This window comes from Endobacterium cereale, assembly GCF_009617585.1.
Taxonomy (GTDB): domain Bacteria; phylum Pseudomonadota; class Alphaproteobacteria; order Rhizobiales; family Rhizobiaceae; genus Neorhizobium; species Neorhizobium cereale.
On sequence record NZ_WIXI01000028.1, the window covers coordinates 1 to 16,846 of the forward strand.

General features: G+C 59.4%; 18 protein-coding genes and 2 pseudogenes. 13 read left to right on the forward strand and 7 right to left on the reverse strand.

The window, feature by feature from the left end; all coding sequences use genetic code 11:
* Positions 1-9 precede the first annotated feature (9 nt).
* On the reverse strand, positions 10-360 hold the full coding sequence (locus GAO09_RS04095) for a hypothetical protein (RefSeq protein WP_153352800.1): 351 nt from the start codon (positions 358-360) through the stop codon (positions 10-12).
* Positions 361-415: 55 nt separating this feature from the next.
* Here GAO09_RS04095 and GAO09_RS30425 point away from each other — a divergent pair.
* Together GAO09_RS30425 and lepB are read left to right on the forward strand one after the other, a co-directional pair.
* Positions 416-707: pseudogene (locus tag GAO09_RS30425) on the forward strand (helix-turn-helix domain-containing protein).
* Between the two features lie 315 nt (positions 708-1,022).
* Positions 1,023-1,892, forward strand: a complete 870-nt coding sequence (gene lepB, locus GAO09_RS04105) for a signal peptidase I (RefSeq protein ID WP_153352829.1) — start codon at positions 1,023-1,025, stop codon at positions 1,890-1,892.
* A gap of 154 nt (positions 1,893-2,046) precedes the next feature.
* Here lepB and GAO09_RS04110 read toward each other — a convergent pair whose 3' ends face one another.
* Together GAO09_RS04110 and GAO09_RS04115 are read right to left on the reverse strand one after the other, a co-directional pair.
* Positions 2,047-2,682: an outer membrane protein gene (locus GAO09_RS04110; protein ID WP_153352801.1), complete on the reverse strand. Its 636-nt coding sequence runs from the start codon at positions 2,680-2,682 to the stop codon at positions 2,047-2,049.
* A 263-nt stretch (positions 2,683-2,945) separates the two neighbouring features.
* On the reverse strand, positions 2,946-3,095 hold the full coding sequence (locus GAO09_RS04115) for a hypothetical protein (RefSeq protein ID WP_153352802.1): 150 nt from the start codon (positions 3,093-3,095) through the stop codon (positions 2,946-2,948).
* A gap of 574 nt (positions 3,096-3,669) precedes the next feature.
* Between GAO09_RS04115 and GAO09_RS04120 the strand changes: the two genes are divergently transcribed.
* From GAO09_RS04120 to GAO09_RS04135, 4 genes are all read left to right on the forward strand, one after another.
* On the forward strand, positions 3,670-4,803 hold the full coding sequence (locus GAO09_RS04120; protein ID WP_324185208.1) for an acyltransferase family protein: 1,134 nt from the start codon (positions 3,670-3,672) through the stop codon (positions 4,801-4,803).
* Between the two features lie 192 nt (positions 4,804-4,995).
* Positions 4,996-5,886 carry a hypothetical protein gene (locus GAO09_RS04125; RefSeq protein WP_153352803.1) on the forward strand — a complete coding sequence of 297 codons (891 nt, stop codon included), beginning with the start codon at positions 4,996-4,998 and terminating at the stop codon, positions 5,884-5,886.
* 207 nt (positions 5,887-6,093) lie between these two features.
* Positions 6,094-7,104 (forward strand): ketopantoate reductase family protein, encoded by a 1,011-nt coding sequence (locus GAO09_RS04130; protein ID WP_153352804.1) that lies wholly within the window; start codon positions 6,094-6,096, stop codon positions 7,102-7,104.
* Positions 7,105-7,405: 301 nt separating this feature from the next.
* The gene (locus tag GAO09_RS04135) at positions 7,406-7,711 is read left to right on the forward strand and encodes a DUF1883 domain-containing protein (protein ID WP_153352805.1); all 306 of its coding nucleotides are present in this window, start codon (positions 7,406-7,408) and stop codon (positions 7,709-7,711) included.
* A 4-nt stretch (positions 7,712-7,715) separates the two neighbouring features.
* Here GAO09_RS04135 and GAO09_RS04140 read toward each other — a convergent pair whose 3' ends face one another.
* Positions 7,716-9,032: a replication-associated recombination protein A gene (locus GAO09_RS04140; protein ID WP_153352806.1), complete on the reverse strand. Its 1,317-nt coding sequence runs from the start codon at positions 9,030-9,032 to the stop codon at positions 7,716-7,718.
* Positions 9,033-9,041: 9 nt separating this feature from the next.
* On the reverse strand, positions 9,042-10,445 hold the full coding sequence (locus tag GAO09_RS04145) for a DegQ family serine endoprotease (RefSeq protein ID WP_153352807.1): 1,404 nt from the start codon (positions 10,443-10,445) through the stop codon (positions 9,042-9,044).
* A gap of 150 nt (positions 10,446-10,595) precedes the next feature.
* Between GAO09_RS04145 and GAO09_RS04150 the strand changes: the two genes are divergently transcribed.
* From GAO09_RS04150 to GAO09_RS04160, 3 genes are all read left to right on the forward strand, one after another.
* On the forward strand, positions 10,596-10,976 hold the full coding sequence (locus GAO09_RS04150) for a YkvA family protein (protein WP_153352808.1): 381 nt from the start codon (positions 10,596-10,598) through the stop codon (positions 10,974-10,976).
* A gap of 35 nt (positions 10,977-11,011) precedes the next feature.
* The gene (locus GAO09_RS04155; RefSeq protein WP_209018604.1) at positions 11,012-11,368 is read left to right on the forward strand and encodes a lysozyme inhibitor LprI family protein; all 357 of its coding nucleotides are present in this window, start codon (positions 11,012-11,014) and stop codon (positions 11,366-11,368) included.
* A gap of 71 nt (positions 11,369-11,439) precedes the next feature.
* Positions 11,440-11,853 (forward strand): hypothetical protein, encoded by a 414-nt coding sequence (locus GAO09_RS04160; protein WP_153352809.1) that lies wholly within the window; start codon positions 11,440-11,442, stop codon positions 11,851-11,853.
* Between the two features lie 213 nt (positions 11,854-12,066).
* Here GAO09_RS04160 and ilvD read toward each other — a convergent pair whose 3' ends face one another.
* Entirely contained in the window at positions 12,067-13,902 is a 1,836-nt protein-coding gene (gene ilvD / locus GAO09_RS04165; protein ID WP_153352810.1) for a dihydroxy-acid dehydratase, read from the reverse strand.
* A gap of 222 nt (positions 13,903-14,124) precedes the next feature.
* Here ilvD and GAO09_RS04170 point away from each other — a divergent pair, with 222 nt between their 5' ends.
* Positions 14,125-14,349, forward strand: coding sequence for a DUF1902 domain-containing protein (locus GAO09_RS04170; protein ID WP_153352811.1), 225 nt, complete (start codon positions 14,125-14,127; stop codon positions 14,347-14,349).
* Positions 14,350-14,367: 18 nt separating this feature from the next.
* A pseudogene (locus tag GAO09_RS29875) lies at positions 14,368-14,544 on the forward strand (type II toxin-antitoxin system HicA family toxin); the annotation flags it as partial.
* Between the two features lie 17 nt (positions 14,545-14,561).
* Here the strand turns inward: GAO09_RS29875 and GAO09_RS04175 are convergent.
* On the reverse strand, positions 14,562-15,008 hold the full coding sequence (locus GAO09_RS04175; RefSeq protein WP_153352812.1) for a DUF4112 domain-containing protein: 447 nt from the start codon (positions 15,006-15,008) through the stop codon (positions 14,562-14,564).
* A gap of 208 nt (positions 15,009-15,216) precedes the next feature.
* Between GAO09_RS04175 and msrP the strand changes: the two genes are divergently transcribed.
* Together msrP and msrQ are read left to right on the forward strand one after the other, a co-directional pair.
* Complete coding sequence (msrP, locus tag GAO09_RS04180) at positions 15,217-16,158, forward strand: protein-methionine-sulfoxide reductase catalytic subunit MsrP (RefSeq protein ID WP_153352813.1); 942 nt, start codon at positions 15,217-15,219, stop codon at positions 16,156-16,158.
* Complete coding sequence (gene msrQ / locus GAO09_RS04185) at positions 16,158-16,808, forward strand: protein-methionine-sulfoxide reductase heme-binding subunit MsrQ (protein WP_153352814.1); 651 nt, start codon at positions 16,158-16,160, stop codon at positions 16,806-16,808. The genes msrP and msrQ overlap by 1 nt, the downstream gene beginning before the upstream one ends.
* The last annotated feature ends 38 nt before the right edge of the window (positions 16,809-16,846 follow it).

Genomic DNA, 16,846 nt, shown 5'->3' on the forward strand with positions numbered 1-16,846 from the left:
CCGGAGGTCTCATGCGTGCGCCGATAGTGGCCTGGTTTTACTCCGCCGCCTGGCCTTAATTTGCTCCGGCGTTGACACATCACCTATTACAATCAAGGCATCATCAATCCCGGAAAAGCCGCCAGCAGCTTGCTTGGAGAACACGACGAAACTCTGGTGGTTCGTTTCAATGACGGCAATCCATCCATAACGACGCGTATAGACCGGAGGGCGAACAGAACTGGCGCAGTAAGATTCGTTGGGAGCAACCACCTCATTGCGGATTGGTTTCAACGGAATTTTCACATTGGCGATCTCGTGCCTGTTCGAATACTGGGGTCTAACGAAGTGGAGTTCATTAAGCCCAATGGTGGCGAACATGAAAAAATTGCTTCACGGTAAAACACAACAAACCGACTGGTCCTACCTCGACGCCATGACCGACGAGGAGGCCGATGCCAACGCGCTTGCCGATCCCGACAATCCGCCGCTGACACAGAAACAGTTGCAGATAGCCCAGCGCATGCCCCGCGCAAAAGTCATTCGGCGAGCGCTGAAACTCACACAGGAAGAGTTTTCCGCCCGCTACGGCATTCCCCCTTGACACCTTGGGCGACTGGGAACAGGGACGTTCCGAACCCGATCAGCCGGCCTGTGCCTATATGAAAGTCATCGCCGCCGATCCACGTCGCACGGCAGAGGCTTTGGCGAAGGCGTTGGCCGGGTAGTTCTACCCGATATGCGCCGGAATATTGACGGTCTCTTGCATCGCCTGCCAAAAAACGAGAGACATTTGCACGTCGCTGCACTTTTCCCTTTGATCGCCTGCCCTTCCGATACCAGATTTCGCCGCATCATTTCACGATGACTTCCCTCGTCCGCTCCTGCGTCAAGATGCTCTTCCGGCGCGAACAGGCAACGCCTGTCAAAGAGGCGGCAGGAGGACAGCCAAGGGCATTTCCATGAAGATTATTCGCGCCTTTTGTGATCGCCACCCCTTCTGCGCCGCCATTATCGGCCTGCTTTTCAGCCCGGAAGTCGTGATGGCCTATCTCGGCCGCGGCTGGCTGGCGATCTTTTATTTCCTCCTTGATGTGGCATCGATGGCGATCCTGTGGTGGCTCACCTACGGCACCGATTACGCCTATCTGCCCGATCTATTCGCACTACTGTTGCGCCTCGTCGGTATGGCGCATGGCTATATCGTTGCGCGTTCAATCCGTGGCCAGCAGCATTTTCCTTGGTATGCCCGCTGGTACAGCCTGATCGGCATCTGGCTCAGCCTTTTTGCCATCGCCTTGCTGGTCCGCAGTTTCCTGTTCGAGCCTTTCAGCGCTCCCTCAGGCTCCATGGCCCCCACGCTGCAGGTGAGCGATTATCTGTTTTCGGAAAAATACGCTTATGGCTACAGCCGCTACTCTTTCCCCCTCGATATCGGGCCGTCTTCACGCTGGTTCGCCCGGCCACCGCTGCAGGGCGATATCGTTCTGTTCCGGCTGCCTCGACAGCCTGACAGCACATATATCAAGCGGGTCATCGGCATGCCGGGCGACCGGGTGCAGATGCGCAACGGCATTCTCTATCTGAACGGTGACGCCGTGCCGCAGCTGCCGGCGGGAGAGTGGACCGAACGCGCTGATGACCCGCGGATGATGCCGGTATTGCGCGAAACGCTTCCCTCCGGCCGTTCCTATCTGGTGGCGGATGCGGTGAAGGGATCACGCGGTGACGACACGGACGAGTTTATTGTCCCATCCGGCCATTATTTCGTGCTTGGAGACAATCGCGACAACAGCCTCGACAGCCGCTTCGACGTCGGTTTCGTACCCGAAGACAATATCGTCGCGCGCGCCGGCCTCGTCGTTTTCAACGCGAACCAGAAAGATCGCCGATGGATATGGCTCAATCCATGACCCGCCAATAGCGTCAGGGGGTATGAGCCGACCCGTTCGATCTGGTGGTCGTGATTGCCTGCCATCAGGGGCGTTTTCGCCTCAGCCAAAACGCCAACAGCGCCGCGCACCCATCGGGGCACGCGGCGCTGCCGCAATCAGACCTAAGACAATCTTAGAAGTGGTAGTTCACGCCAGCCTTGATCGTGTGATCCTTGACGTTGCTTTCGGCAACCGTGTCGTTGACCGTGTCGAAGCTGCGGACGTCGCCGGTGCGGGTGTAGTTATATTCCACCTTGCCGGAGATCTGCTGGTTGAACTTGTGCTCGACGCCGGCGCCGAGCTGCCAGCCGGGCTTCCAGCCGTCCGGACCTTCAACACCGGCGCTGTCGCGGATGCTGGTCATGGTGACACCGCCGGTGCCGTAGATCAGGGTGTTGCCGAGCGGCATGCCGACCTTGGCCTTGCCGGCCAGACGATAACGTTCCTGCAGGTTGCCGTTCGGAACATTCACTTCGACGTCACCGAGATGCGAGAATTCAACTTCGCCACCGACGACAACGCCGTTGGTTTCCATGTTGTAACCGCCCTGGATGCCGCCTGTGAATTCCTTGTCACCGGAAAAAGGGTTGCTGCGCTCGGAAGCCGAGCCGGCGTGAAGACCGACATAACCGCCTGTCCAGCCCGACGACTGCTCGGTCATCGGCTCGTTGTAGGACGGAGCTTCGTAAGCATTGGTGAGGTCGGCTGCGAAAACCGGACCGGAGATGACAGTGGCGCCGAGCGCCAATACGAGCGACTTCTTGAACATGATTTTACTCCATACACAGCCCGCAGATGGTGAATGCGCGGGCGATACATCGGCTTTCGCCACGGACGTTTCCAATCGATCCAGCCCGGTCCCCTGACCATCTTGGAACATCCGCACCGCTGTCCCATTCATTTTCACGAAAACATAAACAGTCCATTAACCGCCCCTCCTCACCTCCCGCTTACCATGAGCGCAAATGCCTTTGTTTCCGGTATCTTACACGCGTTATTGAATGAGTTTGACCTGACTGTCAGGCAACGGAATCAACCGCTTGCGACAAAGATGACAAACGCTCCCATTTCAAGATCGAATGCGGCGATATTTTTTTCGTGATCAAAGCCGTCAAAACTGCCTTCCTGGTATGTTTTTGACGCCAAAATCACTGTTCTTTCTGGAAATTTCGAGACGCGCATTCAACGATATCAATATCTTAAATCCGACCTCATCCCCACATTTGTGGCAAGTGCGATACTCCACGTCTTTCATCGTGGACATACCGGCAGGCGTCCCGGCGAGGTGGAGCCGGCACTGGTGGCGAAGGCAGAGTGTCGACTTTCACCATCAGGGTTCGCGGAAACGGGCTCCTCATTGGCGACACAGGGAAACGGCAAGGTGGCCGAACACCAAAAAGGTCTCTTAAGCGACAAAGAACGCCAGACGTGCCTGGGCGGCACACAAGTTCGCCGCTCGGCGGCAAATTACCGGGATGGCGTTGGCTGAAGAACCGAAGTCGCGGGCAAAGACCGCCGAAACGGCGCACGTCATGCCCTATTACAAGGTTAAACCGGGAACCAGGACGTACCCCGGCCGCATACCCCGGAAACGCTACCAGGCAGAAATTGAAACCCGAGATCACAAAGGCAGGGTCTGTCTTGCTCCCACCCTTGGGAAATGCGGGTAAAAGCATGCCCTGGCCGGTAGAATCGTCTGGTCACGCCATCACCATCCGTTATCTTCAGACATCAGCGCAAACGGCATCGGAAGACCATGAGCGAAATGCAGCCTCGAACCCGCGAACGTTTTGTCCTGCTGGACGGCCTGCGCGGCGTCGCTGCCGTGTTCATCGTGCAGCGGCATGCCGAGCCGATGCTGGGTGATGCCCTGCCCTCCAGCTATCTGGGCGTCGACCTGTTCTTTGCCTTGAGCGGTTTTGTGCTCGCGCATGCCTATGGTGCGGCGCTCGCCTCCGGGCGCATGTCCGCTCTTGCCTTCATGAAGGCGCGTCTGCTGCGGCTTTATCCGCTCTATCTCGTCGCGCTGGCGCTGACCGTCGGATATTACCTGCGTATGTATCACGCGGGCCTGCCGGTCATGGCTGACGAGGTGGTCACGGCCGGCGAGCTTGCCGCCGGCGCCGTGACCGGGCTGCTGTTCCTGCCCACGCCATTCACCATCTCGTTCAACGCCGCGCTGTTTCTCGTCCATCCGGCATGGTCGCTGTTCGATGAACTGGTCGCCAATTTCGCCTATGCAGCGCGCGGCGTGCGCTTGCGCAGCCGCCATATCGGCGTCGTCATCGCCATCAGCGCCGTCGTGCTTGTCATCGCCGCGCTACAATTCGAACGCCTGCATGCCGGGTTCCGCTGGCATGAAATGTATGCGGGGCTTGCCCGTGTGTTTTTCTCGTTTTCCGTCGGCGTGCTGATCTATCGCCACCGGCGCAAGACACAAAAATCGCAGCCACTTGCAGCCCTCGCCTGCCTTGCCGTCACTGCTGCCGTGCTGGCCGCGCCGACGCCCAGGGACGCGAAATGGATTTTTGACCTGATCATCGTTTTATGTGTCTGGCCAGCCCTGCTTTATGCGGCAAGCGGCATCCTGCCCGATCGCCGCACCGCCGCCGTCTCGACCTTCCTCGGCACCGCATCCTACGGACTTTACGTCCTGCACTCGCCCTTCATCGACTGGGCCGTGCTCGGCTGGGCCACATGGTCCGGCAAGAGTATCGGCGATCTGCCCTATGCACCGGTCGCCGGCATCGCCTTCATCGGGCTTTGCGTTTTTCTTTCGTGGTGGCTGACGGTCGCCTTCGATGAGCCCCTGCAACGCCGCTTCAAGCGCGCTCGTGGCGATCATCGCCCGTTGGCTGACAATCCAGCCAACGATGCGGGAGATCCATAATCGTACATAGAGCGGCTTCACCCGTAGTCTGCGGAACCAAACCAATCACCGCGTGTTGATCGGCCACACGGCACAACAGACCGTGATCATTCTAGGAGGTTCATCATGGGACGCGGTATTCTTCTCTGGCTTCTGGGCATTCCTCTGCCGATCGTCATCCTTCTCGTCCTGTTCCTGCGCTAGGAGGCCGACATGCCCCTATCCCCGACAGGCACCATTCCGGTCGAATCGTCGAAATCGGCGATCGCCTGGGGTCCGATCATCGGCGGCGCTGTGGCCGCCACTGGCGTCAGCCTCATCCTGATCATGTTCGGCTCCGGCCTTGGCCTCACCATGGTCTCGCCCTGGTCAGGCGAAAGCAGCTCGGCGGCAACGGTCGGCATCACCGCCGCCATCTGGCTGGTCGTCGTGCAATGGCTTTCGGCGGCGCTCGGCGGTTACCTGACCGGCCGGTTGCGCACCAAATGGGCCGCGATCCATACCGACGAGGTGTTCTTTCGCGATACAGCGCATGGCCTCGTTTCATGGGCGGTCGCCACCCTGTTCGTCGCCGGCTTTCTGGCCTCGTCGCTGAGCTCGCTTGCGGGCGCCGGCGCACAGGCTGTCGGCAGTGCTGCATCCACAGCGACGGTCGCTGCGGCCTCAACATCCGATGGCACGACAGACACCTCCGCCGCCACGGCCTACTTCACCGATGCATTGCTGCGTCCGGAGCGGGTTTCGGCCAATGCACAGGGCGATGACACGACGGCAACCGCTGAAGTGTCCCGCATCCTCCTCAACGGTGCGGTTGCCGGCGGTGTGCCGGAGGACGACAAGGCCTATCTCGCCGCCATCGTCTCTGCCCGCACCGGCCTCGAAGCGGAACAGGCCCGTGGCCGCGTTGATGCCGTCCTGCAGCGTATTGAAGCTGCCAAGGTCGCTGCTCAGGAAGCAGCAGACAAGGCCCGCAAGGCTGCGGCAACGACCGCACTGGTCGGAGCAATCTCGTTGCTGGTCGGCGCCTTCATTTCCTGCGCCGCGGCGGCCCTTGGCGGACGCCAGCGCGACGAGGAAGAAGACCTGATCGCCGCCCGCCTCTGAGGCAGGCGACAATAAAACGGGTACAAAGCCTCGCAGCAATGCGGGGCTTTTTTCATTGTACCCGGGCCTCCGTCGACTGACCACGTCCACGTGGGCTGAAGCCGCGTTATGATGGCGGATAAAATGCGGAGCGGAACGTGGTTTTGCTCGTAGAATCGTTTCCATGCCCTAATCTGCTTGTGACTAAAACAAAGGAGCGATAACGGCATGACCGGGTTGAAGAATATCTGCATCTACGGCGCCGGAGCGCTTGGTGGCACGCTGGCGGCACGACTTGTGGAAGGGCTTGGCGACAAGGTAACGGTCTCCGTCATCGCGCGCGGCGCACATCTGCAGAAAATCCGCGAGAATGGTCTGGAAGTGCGGGTCGCAGGCGAGGAAAAACCGGTCATCGTTGCCGTCAATGCTACCGACGATCCGACCACGCTGCCGAAACAGGATCTCGTCTTTACCGGCCTCAAGGGCCACCAGGTGCCGGCGGCGGCCGACGGTATCGCCCACCTCGTCAAGGATGACACCCGCGTCGTCATGGTTCTGAACGGCATTCCGTGGTGGTATTTTCACCGTGACGAAAAGAGCGGTCATGCCGACCATCGCCTGGCCGAGCTTGACCCCGGTGATCGCCTCTGGAATGCGATCGGGCCTCAGCGTGTCATCGGCTGCGTTGCCTATCAGGGTGCGGAAGTGGTGGAACCCGGCGTCATCCAGTTGCCGGCCCGCGGCCGCTTCATCCTTGGAGAACCGTCGGGCGAAATGACCTCTGACCTCAGCGCCATTTCCGACCTTTTGACCGAGGCCAATGTCACGATCGTCCAGACGCCCGACATAAGGGGCGAAATCTGGAGCAAGCTGATGGGCAATGCCTCCTTCAACCCGATCAGTGCGCTCACCCGCGCCCTCTCCGACCGCATCGTCACCGACCCCGCCCTTCTTGCTCTGAAAAGCCGGGTCATGCGTGAAGTGCACGCCGTCGCGTCGGCGCTCGGCAGCCCGCCACCGCAGACGGTCGAGGAACGCCTGATGGAGGCGATGAAGATCGGCCCGCATCCGACGTCCATGTTGCAGGATTTTCTGGCGCAAAAGCCGCTGGAATATGTGCCGCTTGTCGAAATGGTCGTGCGTCTTGCTCAGATGACGGATACGCCCGTTCCGGCGCTCGAAACACTTCTGGCGCTGATCGGCGAACTCGACAGGCAAAACCGGGGCATCACGGCCTGAAAGATCGATCAGAGATCGATTCAAGGCCTTGCGAGACTGAATCAGGAAACCGGCGCAAGGCGCTGATGTCGGGATAAAAACTGACCACAAGAAAAACCCTCCGCGGCAGGGGAACAGCGGAGGGTCAGGTGACTTGGAGGTCAAAAATGATTGTTGTTATAGTGCGACACCGAGGGGAGGAATGCCGCCTTTTATCGCTTGTGTTCGATGTATAGATAACCCCTGAGCGGCCGGTTGGTTCCACGCTTCCTTAACGGGCCGAATGCTACATTGCGCAACCAAGCACGCAACAGAGGCCTTTATGTCGACCCAGAATTTTCGCTTCACCCACTACGATCTGCGCGAACAACGGGCCGGCACGATCATCGATGTGACCCTCAATGCGGTCAACAACGTGCGCCTGATGACCGCCGTGAATTTCCAGCGGTTCAAGGAAAAGCTCGATTACAAATATGTCGGTGGCATTGCAAAAAAGTCACCGACGCGCATCGTCATCCCGGAAAATGGTCACTGGTATCTGATCGTCGACGAGGAAGGCCATGGCGGGCTGGCAGGTTCCTCGGTCAAAGTGGTCACGCCGCCCGGCCGTCAGGTCAAGGCGCCCTGATCGATCAGCCTTCGTTGCGTTCGCGCCGCAGCTTCTGCCACCAATCCAGCCGTTTGCGGATATCCCGCTCGAAACCGCGCTCAGGCGGATCGTAAAAGGTCTGGCGACCCATCTTTTCAGGGAAATAATCCTGGCCCGAAAACGCATCCGGCTCATCGTGGTCATAACGATATCCGTCGTTATAGCCTTCTGCCTTCATGAGCTTGGTGGGGGCATTGAGAATATGCTTTGGCGGCAGCAGTGAGCCGTTTTCCTTCGCCGCCCGTGTCGCGGCTTTGAAGGCGGTATAGACGGCATTGGATTTCGGCGCGGTGGCGAGATAGACGCAGGCCTGCGCCAGCGCCAGTTCCCCCTCGGGCGAGCCGAGATAGTCATAGGCGTCCTTGGCGGCATTGCAGACCACCAGCGCCTGCGGATCGGCCAGCCCGATATCCTCCACCGCCATACGCACCAGCCGGCGCCCGAGATACAAAGGGTCCTCACCGGCATCGAACATGCGGGCGAGATAATAAAGCGCCGCGTCGGGGTCGGATCCGCGCACCGATTTATGCAGCGCCGAAATCAGATTGTAATGACCGTCCTGCGCCTTGTCATAAACCGGTGCCCGCCGCTGCACGATGCGGGTCAGGTTTTCCGTATCGAAAACCTCGCCTTCCCGTGCTGCACGCCACACTTCTTCAGCAAGCGTCAGCACCGCACGGCCATCGCCATCCGCCATGCGCACCAATGCGGCACGAGCGCTCTCATCGAGCGGCAGCGGCTTGTCCTCGGCCTTTTCGGCACGCGCCAGCAACTCGGTCAGGCTGTCCTCGTCATGGCTCTTGAAGGTCAGAACACGGGCACGCGACAAAAGAGCGGCGTTGAGTTCAAAGGACGGGTTTTCCGTCGTGGCACCGACCAGCACGATCGTGCCATCTTCCATGACAGGCAGAAAACTGTCCTGCTGGGCGCGATTGAAACGATGGATCTCGTCGACGAACAGCAATGTCTGCCGACCATCCATGCGACGCAGGCGGGCAGTCTCAAATACTTTCTTGAGATCAGCAACACCGGAAAAAATTGCGGAAATCTGCTCGAAGGCCAGCCCGGCTTCACCTGAAAGCAGCCGGGCTACAGTGGTCTTGCCGGTGCCGGGCGGCCCCCAAAAGATCATCGAACCGAGAGAGCCGCTGTCGATCATGCGGCGAAGCACGCCATCCTCGCCTGTCAGATGCGACTGGCCGGTGACATCGGCAAGCGTTTTTGGGCGCAGCCGATCAGCAAGAGGCCGCCGGTTGGCGACCTCATCTGGAATTTTCGGTGCGAATAGATCGTTGTTCATCGTCTCACATCAGCGGAAAAACTGGCGGATGCGCTGACCGTCCCGTTCGACTTCCAGACGCCAGAAACCCGGATCGCTGTCTTTGAGGATAGTCTCGAGGTCCTTGCTGGTTTTCACCGGGTCGCCGTTCAGCGAAATGATGATGTCCTTCTGCTGGAAACCGACACGGGCAGCCGGCGAATTGCGCGCAATATCGGCAACAACGACACCGGTCTTGTCGGCGCCCAGTTGCAGTTCGGTTGCCAGCTTCGGCGACAGGTTGGCGACACGCAGCCCGGCAAACGGGTTGCGGCCTTCGATCAGGCGCTCGTCGCGCGGCGTCGTTTCCGGCGCGGTATTGAGCGCGATCGTCAGCTTGCGTTCGCCGCTCGACTGCGCCACCGTCAGTTCGGCGGATTTGCCGAGGCCAGCCGTGGTGAGCCGGTAACCCAGCGCGTCGGGATGCTCGATGGCAATGCCATTGACGGCGGTGATGACTTCGCCGGGCTTCAGGCCGCCCTTATCGGCGGGGCTACCATCAACGACGGCCGTGACCAGCGCGCCGCGTGCCATTTTCAGGCCAAGCGCTTCGGCAACCTCGGATGTAACAGGCATGAATGTTGCGCCGACATAGGGACGCTCGAAGGTGGACTTGCCTTCTTCGGCAGCCTTCAGGAACACATTCACGAGATTGCCGGGGATGGCGAAACCGACGCCGTTCGATCCGCCTCCACGCGAAAAGATCGCTGTGTTGATGCCGATCAGCTCACCATTGGTGTTCATCAGGGCACCGCCGGAATTGCCGGGGTTGATCGACGCGTCCGTCTGGATGAAGAAGCCGAAATCGCCATTGGTGACCTGGTTGCGAGCAAGGCCGGACACGATACCGCTGGTCACCGTCTGTCCGACGCCGAACGGGTTGCCGATGGCGAGCACGAGATCACCCACTTCGACGGCATCGGAATTGGCAATCTTCAGAACCGGAAAGCTTTCCTTGGCCTTGATGCGCAGCACGGCAAGATCCATGCTTTCGTCCTTGAGGATCACCTCGCAGGGATATTCGCGGCCATCGGCGAGTGCGATCTTGATATCGTCGGCGCCCTGGATGACGTGGTTGTTGGTGACGACGAGGCCCTTGTCGGACAGGATGACGCCGGAGCCGAGCGAAGACTGCTTTTCCGAGCGGTTGGGCATGCGCTGGCCAAAGAACTGCTCGAAGAAGGGATCGCCGGCAAACGGGTTGCGGCGCTGGGCAAGGCGCTCCGCATAAACGTTGACGACCGCGCCCGAGGTCTGCTTGACCAGTGGCGCGAAGGAGAGCTGCATCTGCTCGCGGCTCTGCGGCAGGGTTTTCTCCTGCGCTTGCGCTGCCACCGGCAGAAGAAGGGAAAGAGCCAGAAGGCCGGTCGACACGCATTTTTGCATGGTCAGCATGTATTTCCTCAATTCAGAAGGCCCGGCCGCTCCAGCCGGGGTCGATTTTTCGACACGAAGGCTGGAAAACAAAGGTGGCCGAATCACGGACGGGATCTTTGAAATCACCAATGTTCGCGATCACATATAGGACAGGAAGGGACGGAAACCATGAACTTTCTGGAGCGGGCAAAATTATGGGCGAAACGGCTGAAGCGTGAGGTCGTGGCGCTGTGGATTGCCGCGCGTGATCCGCGTGTTCCGGTAAGCGCCAAGCTGGTCGCCGGTAGCGTCGCAGCCTACGCACTTTCCCCGATCGACCTGATACCGGATTTCATTCCGATCCTCGGTTATCTCGATGATCTGCTCATCGTACCGCTCGGCATCATGCTGGCCGTCAGGCTTGTACCGCAGGCGCTGATGACAGAGTTTCGTGAACAGGCGGCCTTACGCGAAGGACGCCCGACAAGTCGCAGCGGTTTCGCCGCCATCCTTGCCATCTGGCTTCTGTGCCTCATCTTGCTCCTGTGGGTTCTCGTCGATCTTTTCTGAAAACCCGCAAAACGCTTGAGCAAGGGAAAGCCGTAATGAAAAAGACAATCGCCTCCACCGCCATGACCGCATTGCTGCTCGGCCTGACCTTGCCCGCGCTGCCCGCATCCGCCGCCAGCTTCGACTGCAACGGCCAGACCCTGGCCGCCGACGAAAAGGTGATCTGCGAAAACCGCGATCTCAACGATGCCGACGTCAAGATGGTGACGACATTCGAAATCCTGACCGGACTGCTGGCGATGGGTACACGAGGCGAAATGCAGGAGGATCAGGCGACCTGGCTGAAACGCCGACAGGCCTGCGGAGGTGATGTCGAATGCATCCGCACGGCCTATGTCCAGCGGTTGAAACAGCTCAGCGAAACGTTTGAGAAGATCGACCGGCCGCTGTGAGCGGGGACGACACGTCATCCTCTGCGCGAAAGCTTTATGGCACCGATCTCCTGATCGGCGGCACGATCGGAATGGAGGCACTCATCACCGCCTTGTCCGGTTGTTTCGATATGCCGGAAAACTGCATCTTCCCGACCGGCGATGAAGGGCACGGTGATGCTTATATCGATGCGATCGGACGTGATAATGTGATTGCTCTCTACCGGCTTTCGCCGGAGGGCAACCTGCACTTCAACGCATCGCTGGACTTCATCGCACCCCTCCAGGTCGATCGGATCATTCGTCTTGTCGAGCGCAATGGGCTGGTCGTCGCCTTATCGCGCGACACCGCGTTTCCGCATGAAGTCGGCACCTTAGAAGGCGAAGGTTATGTGATCTTTCAGCCGAACCAGCAGCCTGTTGCCGGGTTTCTGGTTACGAATGATGATGAGCAAGAAGCATACCATTGGGTGGCGTCGGATGAGCGGTTGCCTAGTTGGCCCTGAGCAGCGTCAGAGGACGATGATCGCGCGACCCTCGCAAAAATGCTCGCATAATGGCGTCAGTACAGGTGCATCATGACAGCCTTGGCGACGATGACCATTGAGATCAGGAGGACACCAAGGCTGGCTGGACAAGGCTGGCGCAGCATGCTGAGGCTGGCGTTGGGCAAGCCCGAAAGTGGCCGAAGGATACGTCATCTTCGGCCACGCGGAACCTTACTCCGGCAAAATCCGCACCGCACCCTTGTCAGCCGATGAGGCAAACGCCGCGTAAGCCTTCAGCGCCGTCGTCACATTGCGCTTGCGCGGGCCTGCCGGCTTCCAGCCGAGCGCTTCCTGCTCATGCCGACGGGCAGCCAGATCGGCATCGGAAACTTTCAGGTTGATCGTGCGGTTCGGGATGTCGATCTCGATCAGATCACCCGGCTGAACGAGGCCGATTGCGCCGCCCTGTGCCGCTTCCGGCGAGGCATGACCGATAGACAGGCCGGACGTGCCGCCGGAGAAACGGCCATCGGTGATAAGAGCGCAGGCTTTTCCAAGCCCCTTCGACTTCAGGTAGCTGGTCGGATAGAGCATTTCCTGCATGCCCGGGCCACCCTTCGGGCCTTCGTAACGAATGACGACGACATCACCGGCCTTCACTTCGTTGCCGAGAATGCCCTTCACAGCCGCATCCTGGCTCTCGAAAACGACGGCCGGGCCGGTGAATTTCAGAATGGATTCATCAACACCGGCGGTTTTGACGATGCAGCCGTCGAGCGCGATGTTGCCATACAGCACCGCGAGACCACCGTCCTTGGAGAACGGATGTTCGACCGAGCGGATGACGCCCTTTTCGCCGTCCGCGTCGAGATCATCCCAGCGCGAGGACTGCGAGAAGGCCACCTGTGTCGGCACGCCGCCCGGTGCGGCCTTGAAAAAGGTGCGCACTGTTTCGGAATTGGTGCGGGTGATATCCCAGCGGTCGATGGCGTCGCCGAGCGTCGGCTCGTGGACCGTGTAGCAATCGCGATTGATCAAACCGCCGCGTTCGAGTTCACCGAGAATACGCATGATGCCGCCGGCGCGGTGAACGTCTTCCATGTGCACGTCCTGCTTGGCCGGCGCGACCTTGGACAGGCACGGCACCTTGCGAGATAGCTTGTCGATCTCTTCCATACCGAAATCGATACCGCCTTCGTAAGCGGCAGCAAGAATGTGCAGAACCGTATTGGTCGAGCCGCCCATGGCGATATCGAGCGACATGGCATTTTCGAATGCCTGCTTGGTGGCGATGTTACGTGGCAGGACGGTTTCGTCTTCCTGCTCGTAATAACGGCGGGCGAGATCGACGATCAGGTGACCGGCTTCGACAAACAGACGCTTGCGGTCCGAGTGGGTGGCGAGTGTCGAACCGTTTCCTGGCAATGACAGGCCGAGCGCTTCGGTCAGACAGTTCATCGAGTTGGCGGTGAACATGCCGGAGCAGGAACCGCAGGTCGGGCAGGCCGAGCGTTCGATGACGGCAACGTCCTCGTCGGAAATCTTGTCGTCCGCGGCCGCGACCATGGCGTCGACGAGGTCGAGCGCGACCGTCTTGCCGTGCAGGACGACTTTGCCAGCTTCCATCGGGCCACCGGACACAAAGACAGCCGGAATGTTCAGGCGCATCGCAGCGTTCAGCATTCCGGGCGTGATCTTGTCGCAGTTGGAAATGCAGACCATGGCGTCGGCGCAGTGGGCGTTGACCATGTATTCGACCGAGTCGGCGATGATTTCGCGCGAAGGCAGCGAATAAAGCATGCCGTCATGGCCCATGGCGATACCATCATCGACGGCGATCGTGTTGAATTCCTTGGCAACACCGCCGGCAGCCTCGATTTCGCGGGCAACCAGCTGGCCAAGATCCTTGAGGTGCACGTGGCCAGGTACGAACTGCGTGAAGGAATTGACGACGGCGATGATCGGCTTGCCGAAATCGCTGTCCTTCATGCCGGTGGCGCGCCAAAGGCCGCGCGCACCCGCCATGTTGCGGCCGTGGGTGGTGGTTCTCGAACGATAGGCTGGCATGGGTATATCCTCACTCGACTAGGCCTGCAGTCTATCCGCTCCTCTGCGGAGACGCAAAAAGCCTATTTTTGAGGTTGTCCTACTCCAAGCGCGCGTGGCTGTCACTGCCAGATGGCGGCAAAACAGTACGGTACGGTACGGTTCACCTGAACCAAATCACGATCCGAAATTGCATGCCTCAATTGGTCAGACATCATTGGCGACAGGATTAGGGAGAAAGCCATGACTTCTCTTGATGCGATTATCGCTCATGCCGTCTGGGATGCGGAACCATCGGTATGGGTTGCGACACCTGATGATTTCGACGGGCTTGCGGTTGAAGCTGCAACACTGGATGCGCTGGGGCCAGAGGTGCAGGCAGCGCTTTCGGATTTCATCGAGTTGAGTGGCCCAAGCCTCCATTGCGGAAGGTTCTTGTCTGGATTCTCGCCGAGCAAAAGTAGCTGACCTCACGCAGCGTAAGCCATGCTCGGTTATCTCAGGCGGTTGAGGGAATTGCTTGAAAAAGAGGGATGCCATTGTCACCGGGCGGGCAAGGGCGATCACGAAATCTGGTACAGCCCGATCACCAGGCGACATATTACCGTCGATAATGGCGTGACGTCGCGACACACGGCCAATGCCACTCTCAAACAGGCGGGCGACCAAAAGTTTTCTGATCACCGCTCTCGATGCAGGTCATCCGGCACCACGCCAAAATGCTGCATGATCATATCGACGTTGCGGCGGTGCGACTTGAAATAGACGTCGAACAGATCACCGAAAACCGGCACGCTGCCAACCAGCGAATCAACCGCGATATTACCCACCATCTGGGCAAGCTTTTCCGTCGGCACGCCCATGCGGCGGGCTTCGTTGACGATGTAGAGCCCGATCACCGCACCACCGGCGTCCCCGATCACCGGCACAAGACCCATCACGGAATCCGCGCCAAATCGGATGCCGGTGCCGGGAATGCGGATGGCCGTATCCATCAACCGGGCAATGCCTGAAAGCCGTCTCAGGCGACGCAGCCGCTCGGCGCTATCGGCAAAATCCTGTCCGGCGCCAGGTCCGGAAGCATTCCCAGCAGTGTTCCCAAACGTGTTCGATGTGCGTGCGGGCATGTTTTTTTTCGCCTCCAACAGATCATTGCTAGATAAATGAATGGGGAGTACCGTGGTTCCTTGCAAGACCGTGGCCATCGCCTGTCCGATTGATGACATCGCATGCATCACGCAAACGTGGTTTATTGCCGCCTGCGAGATGCTGTGAAACCAAACGGGCCGACGCTACGTATATTGACGAAACACAGTCTCCAGCCGGAGGATCGTCATGGCTGCCTACCGCCCACCCCATATTGCCGCATCCGAGATCACACCCCGCGGCATCTACATGTCTCGCCGAAACTTCATCGGCACGGCTGCGGCCGGTTTCGCCCTGGCAGGCGCCGGCAGCGCATTCGCCGCACCGCTGCAGGCAAAACCCGGCCCCTACAAGCTCGATGAAAAGCTGACGCCAAAGGAAGCGGTCACCTCCTACAACAATTTCTACGAATTCGGGACAGATAAGAGCGACCCGTCCAACAATGCCGGTGATTTCAAGCCGACACCCTGGACCGTGAAAGTTGACGGCCTCGTCGGCAATCCGAAGGAATTCGGCCTTGAAGAGCTGATGAAAATGCCGATCGAGGATCGCACCTATCGCATGCGCTGCGTCGAAGGTTGGTCGATGGTTATTCCTTGGATCGGCTTTCCGCTGGCAGCCCTGCTCGATCAGGTGGAGCCGCAGGGCAGTGCCAAATACGTCTCGTTCGAAACCGTTGTGCGTCCGGAAGAAATGCCGGGCCAGAAAGGCCTGTTCCAGCCCCTGCCCTGGCCTTATGTCGAAGGCCTTCGTCTTGATGAGGCCCGCCATCCGCTGGCCATCCTTGCGGTCGGCCTTTACGGCGAAACACTGCCCAACCAGAACGGCGCGCCTATCCGGCTGGTCGTGCCATGGAAATACGGGTTCAAGAGCATCAAGTCGATCGTGCGGATTTCACTCACCGAAAAGCAGCCGGAAACGACCTGGAAAAACAGCAATGCCCGCGAATACGGCTTCTATTCCAACGTCAATCCCGCGGTCGATCATCCGCGCTGGAGCCAGGCGACAGAACAGCGTATCGGCGAAGGCGGCTTCTTCAGCACCGCACGCCGCAAAACCCTGCCCTTCAACGGTTATGGCGACGAGGTGGCAAGCCTTTATTCCGGCATGGACCTGAAGGCGAATTACTAATGGCGATCGTCCCCGCCCTGCCCCGCAAGCTGCATGGCCCCAGCATCTGGGCGCTTTATGTCATTGGTCTCTGTCCCGCCGTCTGGTCGTTTTATCTCGGCGCGAGCGGCGGGCTCGGCATCAATCCGGTCAAGGAGTTCGAGCATCTGCTGGGTCTGTGGGCGCTGCGCTTCATCATCCTGACGCTGGCGGTCACACCACTGCGCGATCTTCTCGGCATCAACTGGATCCGATATCGTCGCGCCCTTGGCCTGCTCGCCTTTTATTACGTGCTGATGCATTTTTCCGTCTGGATGCTGCTCGACCTCGGCATGGATCTGAACGCGGTTTTCGCGGACATTTTGAAACGCCCTTACATCACCATCGGCATGGTCTGCCTCGCCGCCCTTGTGCCGCTGGCCGTGACATCCAACAACTATTTCATCCGCCGCCTGGGCAAGCTGTGGATCGACATGCACCATCTCATCTACCCGATCGCGCTCGGTGGTGCCCTGCATTATTTCCTGGCCGTCAAATCGGTCACGACCGAGCCGTTCATCCATATCGCAGCCATCGCCCTGCTTCTCGCCTACCGGCCGCTACGCAAACCCTTTCTGCGCTGGAAGAAGGCGCGCAAGACGGTGGATAGCCCGCAGCCTGCCCACCGCTGACACCCGCCTCGCCTTGACTTTGCCCTCTTGGTGGCTCC